Source organism: Gilliamella sp. Fer4-1 (genome assembly GCF_001690515.1).
GTDB classification, from domain to species: Bacteria; Pseudomonadota; Gammaproteobacteria; order Enterobacterales; family Orbaceae; genus Gilliamella; species Gilliamella apicola_C.
The window spans coordinates 1-5,321 of record NZ_LZGZ01000319.1 but is presented as its reverse complement, the minus strand read 5'-3'; the positions used below and the strand labels follow the sequence as shown (position 1 = coordinate 5,321).

The 5,321-nt window shown below is 34.6% G+C and carries 5 protein-coding genes; all 5 read left to right on the top strand.

Features of this window, described 5'->3' with window-relative positions; translation table 11 throughout:
• The first annotated feature begins 86 nt into the window (after positions 1-86).
• The 5 genes from accD (at position 87) to purF (ending at position 4,959) form a co-directional block, all read left to right on the top strand.
• Positions 87-977 (top strand): acetyl-CoA carboxylase, carboxyltransferase subunit beta, encoded by an 891-nt coding sequence (gene accD / locus A9G30_RS10690; protein ID WP_065566878.1) that lies wholly within the window; start codon positions 87-89, stop codon positions 975-977.
• 6 nt (positions 978-983) lie between these two features.
• Entirely contained in the window at positions 984-2,255 is a 1,272-nt protein-coding gene (gene folC, locus A9G30_RS10685) for a bifunctional tetrahydrofolate synthase/dihydrofolate synthase (protein WP_065588951.1), read from the top strand.
• A gap of 12 nt (positions 2,256-2,267) precedes the next feature.
• Positions 2,268-2,849: an SPOR domain-containing protein gene (locus A9G30_RS10680; RefSeq protein ID WP_065588949.1), complete on the top strand. Its 582-nt coding sequence runs from the start codon at positions 2,268-2,270 to the stop codon at positions 2,847-2,849.
• 89 nt (positions 2,850-2,938) lie between these two features.
• A complete protein-coding gene (locus tag A9G30_RS10675) occupies positions 2,939-3,424 on the top strand; it encodes a CvpA family protein (RefSeq protein ID WP_065588950.1) in 486 nt (161 codons plus the stop codon).
• A gap of 17 nt (positions 3,425-3,441) precedes the next feature.
• Positions 3,442-4,959: an amidophosphoribosyltransferase gene (gene purF, locus A9G30_RS10670; RefSeq protein ID WP_065588948.1), complete on the top strand. Its 1,518-nt coding sequence runs from the start codon at positions 3,442-3,444 to the stop codon at positions 4,957-4,959.
• The last annotated feature ends 362 nt before the right edge of the window (positions 4,960-5,321 follow it).

Sequence of the window (5,321 nt, the reverse complement as noted above, 5' to 3'; positions counted from 1 at the left end):
AAAATAAAAACAACTATTAAGAATTAGTACAAAGTATTGTACAATACTCCGAAATTTGTAAAGAGTGCCAGAATGAGAGAATCATAATGAGCTGGATTGAAAAAATTCTTAGTAAAAATAATATATCGTCAGATCATAAAAAGGCGAATATTCCTGGTGGTGTTTGGACAAAATGCAGTAACTGTGAGCAAGTTATTTATCAGGCTGAACTGGATCTTAATTTAGAAGTCTGTCCAAAATGCGATCACCACATGCATATTCCCGCCCGTGTGCGCTTATACCGCTTTTTAGACGATGGTTCAGATGTCGAAATTGGCACAGATCTTATGCCTAAAGATATCTTAAAATTCAAAGATACTAAAAAATATAAGGATCGTTTAACTGCTGCGCAAAAAGAAACTCACGAAAAAGAAGCGATGGTGGTAATGAAGGGGACATTGTTTGGTACACCTGTCGTTGTCGCTTGTTTTGAGTTTTCTTTCATTGGTGGATCGATGTCCTCTGTTGTTGGTGCATTATTTACTCGTGCAGCGGAACAAGCTATTGCCGATAAATGTCCGTTAATTTGTTTTTCAACAAGCGGTGGAGCTCGAATGCAAGAGGCATTATTTTCATTAATGCAAATGGCAAAAACCAGTGCTATTCTTGCCAAAATGCAAGATGAAGGCTTACCTTATATTTCAGTCATGACCGACCCCACAATGGGAGGGGTATCGGCAAGTTTGGCAATGTTAGGCGATATTAATATAGCTGAACCTAAAGCGTTAATCGGTTTTGCTGGGCCACGAGTGATCCAACAAACTGTACGTGAAGTATTGCCTGAAGGATTTCAACGCAGTGAGTTTTTACTTGAAAAAGGCGCCATTGATATGATTATTCATCGTAAAGATATGCGACCTAAGATTGCCAGTTTAATAACAAAACTGATGAAACAGCCGGATCCTTTTAATGATGTTACTCTAAACGAGACAGTTTAATTGAGTATGCAAAACAAACAACCCAACGCCATGTCCGATTTAAGTACATGGCTTTGTTATTTAGAGCAATTACATCCTACAACTATTGATTTGGGTTTAGAACGAGTCAAAACGGTAGCTAAACGCCTAAATTTATTACAACCTGCACCTTATGTTTTTACTGTTGCAGGCACTAATGGCAAAGGCACAACATGCCGAACTCTTGAAATGATATTGCTTGAGGCTAACTTACAAGTTGGCATTTATAGTTCACCTCATTTATTACGGTTTACAGAACGTGTACGTATTAATAATCAAGAGTCAAGTGAACAAAACACCATAAAAGCCTTTGTAGAAATAGAAAAAGCCAGAGGCGATATATCGCTTACTTATTTTGAATATGCAACATTGGCTGCGCTTTATCAATTTAAACAAGCAAAATTAGATGTTGTTATATTAGAAGTTGGGCTTGGTGGGAGGCTTGATGCAACTAATATTGTTGATGCTGATGTAGCCGTAGTTACCACAATTGGCATTGATCATGTTGATTATTTAGGGGAAACCCGTGAAAGCATAGGACGAGAAAAAGCAGGTATTTTCAAGCCTAAAAGTATTGCTATTGTAGGCGAGCCAGAAATACCTGAATCCATCTTAAATGCAGCTAAATTAGCCAGTTGTCCTATCCATGCGGTCAATGGCGATTGGCACTATCAACAAGTTAGCGAAGATGCTTGGACATTTAAATCACCAATAAAGCAATATGACAATCTACCTATTGCCGATGTTCCTTTAGCTAATGCCGCAACCGCAATTGCTGCCTTAAGTTACTCATCACTTAAAATAACCAAAGAACAAATAACTAAAGGTTTGGCAAAATCTAAATTGATTGGGCGTTTTCAAATTATTCAAAAAAAGCCTCTTGTGATCCTTGATGTCGCACATAACCCACATGCCGCAGGCTATTTAACACAACAATTGGAAAAACTAAAAATGGAATATCCAAGTATTAGTGAAGTTAGATTTGTTGTTGGTATGCTTAAAGATAAAGATATTAAAAGTACGTTGTCCATTTTAAAAGGGGATAAATGGTATTGCGCTTCACTTTATGGTGAGCGAGGTTGTAGCGCAGCAGTATTAAAACAGCACTTATTAAGTAAAGGTGAGCTTAATATATCAACATTTGATACAGTTTCTACTGCTTATCAAACAGCAATTCAAGATGCTAAAGAGGATGATATTATTGTGGTATGTGGCTCATTTCATACGGTATCAGAGGTTTTAGCTGAAACAGAGCATTAAGTGAAATTGAACATGGTGAACAATCAAAAAATTAGCCCCAAAAACCAAAATAAAGTAAGGAATCGCCTTGTAGGTTTTGCTACATTATTGCTTATTATCGCAGCAATTATCCCTTCCATTATAACGGATAAATCCAACTTACGAACTTCGACAACACCTATTTTGCAACCAGAAGTGATTACTCAGCAAAACCGTGAAGTAGAATCCCCAGATGATTTTGATGACAATTTAACCAGTGATAGATCAAAAGATTCTTATATATCAGACTCAGAGCAAAATCCAAGTTCATTTGTTTCGCCAGATATTGTTGATATCGACACTTCAACAACGATAGCTAATTCTTCAACTTCGCAACAAGAACCTAAACCTTATATGATCCAGCTTACTGCTTTGAAAAATAGGCAAAAAATAGAAGAATTAGTTGCATTATTAAGGTTAAATAATTATAACGTTAGAACAATACCACAAAAGCCTGAACCTGATCAGTTAATTAAGTTACAGGTTGGCCCATATGCTAATAAAAAGCAAGCAGAACAAGTCATTATTAACTTAAATAATCTAACAAAATTAAAAGGTATGATCGTTGCTAATTAAGTTCTGTTTTATTGGTTGCTATCGTTTTTTTATGTTGTAAACAGTAATTAAAATAAAATATTATTAATATAAAATTGTGAATTATTATGTTGAATTGGATTGATTTTACGATTATCGGAGTGATTGCATTCTCGGCATTGATTAGCATTGTGCGAGGATTTATACGAGAAGCATTATCATTAATTAGTTGGATCTTAGCTTTTTTTATTTCCAGCCGATTTTATATCTATATTACCGATTATTTAGCTTATTTTGATAGCGATATAATACGTATTGCTGTAGCTATTGTTCTCCTTTTTATTACTACACTATTGGTTTGTGCGATAGTGTCTTATGTTATTGGTCAATTAGTTCAAAAAACGGGATTATCTGGCACTGATCGCATATTAGGTATCTGTTTTGGTGTGCTACGAGGAGTTTTAGTTGTTGCTGCAATACTCTTTTTAGTTGATACTTTTACACCGTTATCGCAATCACCTTACTGGGTGCAATCGCAGCTAATTCCACATTTTCATTTTATTATTCGTTGGTTTTTTGATTTTATACAGCAGTCTTCTTCTTTTTTAGTACAATAAATCGAGGTAACTATAGCATGTGTGGTGTCGTTGGTATTGTAGGGTATAGTACTGTTAATCAATCGATCTATGATGCATTGACTGTTTTGCAGCATCGAGGGCAAGATGCCGCAGGGATTGTGACTATTGATAATCAAAATCGCTTTCGTTTACGCAAAGCAAATGGCTTAGTTAGAGATGTGTTTCAAGAACATCATATGCAACGGCTGCAAGGTAATTTGGGCATAGGGCATATCCGTTATCCAACAGCAGGTAGTTCCAATCCATCCGAAGCGCAACCATTTTATGTTAATTCACCTTATGGTATTGCTCTTGCCCACAATGGAAATTTAACCAATACTGAACAAATACGCAATAAAGTATTTGAGCTAGCAAGAAGGCATATCAACACGAATTCTGATTCTGAAGTTTTACTCAATATTTTTGCTCACGAACTCGACAAATTCCCAACTTATCCTCTAACCGCAGATAATATTTTTACCGCAATACATAATGTACATAATATTATTAAAGGCGCATATGCTTGTGTTGCGATGATTATTGGTCATGGTCTTGTTGCTTTTCGTGATCCTTATGGGATTCGCCCTTTAGTGATAGGCAAACGTACTCTTGAAAATCAAAAAGTCGAATACATGGTTGCATCTGAAAGCGTCGCATTAGATATTCTTGATTTTGAATTTATGCGCGATGTCGAACCAGGCGAAGCCATCTATATTACTCAAGATGGCCAATTATATTCTCAACAATGTTCTAATAATCCTCAATATTACCCATGTATTTTCGAATATGTTTATTTTGCAAGACCAGATTCATTAATGAATGGCGTATCGGTTTATCAATCACGTATTTTGATGGGGCAAAAGCTTGGGCAAAAAATAGCGAGAGAGTGGAAGGATATTGATATTGATGTTGTCATCCCTATCCCCGAAACATCATGCGATGCGGCATTTGAAATAGCGCGTATTTTAAATAAACCTTATCGCCAAGGGTTTGTTAAAAATCGTTATATTGGTCGCACTTTTATCATGCCAGGACAAAGCACACGTAAATTATCAGTAAGAAGAAAACTCAATGCGAATCGTATTGAATTTGAAGGCAAAAATGTACTATTAGTTGACGATTCTGTTGTTCGTGGCACAACCTCAAAGGAAATTCTTGAAATGGTGCGTTCAGTTGGTGCCAAAAAAGTTTATTTAGCATCTGCTGCACCAGAAATTAGACATCCCAATGTTTATGGGATCGATATGCCTGTTGCCAGTGAACTTATTGCTTATAATCGAACGGTTGATGAAATAGCAAAAGATATTGGTGCTGATAAACTTATTTTTCAAGATTTATCTGATTTAATTGATTCAATTACACAGCAAAATCCTAATATTCATCATTTAGAGTGTTCTGTTTTTGATGGAAAATATATTACTGAAGGGATTGATGATAACTATTTGTCATTATTAGAACAAAAAAGAACTGAAAGTAAAAAATCTTCAGAATCTAAAGAGCCTGAAAACTTAGAGATTTATAATGAAGGACAATAAAACAACAATAGCTGTTGTAAAAGAGCAGAAATATTACATAAAGACCTAATGCCAAAATTTAAGTTTTTATTGAAATAGTATTTTTAGCTTATTATTTTTAACATTTTTTATGTCATCCTACGTAAAATATGGGCGTTATTTAATCATTGTTTTTCATAAAGATATAATCAAATGTAATGAAATTAGCAAAAAAATACAAATTAATAAATTGAATTATATAAAGAAATTCTAAAATAATAAAAAAAGATCAAAAAAAGTAATAAAATATTTTGCTAAATGACTTTTTTGTAATAGAATTGCAAAACTTAAGTAAGCTTTGTAAAGAAATGTAAAGCACAAAAGAAGAAACAGTGCTCTAAAAT

Bases quoted from the DNA above. Each gene is read 5' to 3' on its own strand.
- purF (WP_065588948.1), top strand. From the start codon at position 3,442: ATGTGTGGTGTCGTTGGTATTGTAGGGTATAGTACTGTTAATCAATCG.
- A9G30_RS10680 (WP_065588949.1), top strand. From the start codon at position 2,268: ATGGTGAACAATCAAAAAATTAGCCCCAAAAACCAAAATAAAGTAAGG.
- folC (WP_065588951.1), top strand. From the start codon at position 984: ATGCAAAACAAACAACCCAACGCCATGTCCGATTTAAGTACATGGCTT.
- accD (WP_065566878.1), top strand. From the start codon at position 87: ATGAGCTGGATTGAAAAAATTCTTAGTAAAAATAATATATCGTCAGAT.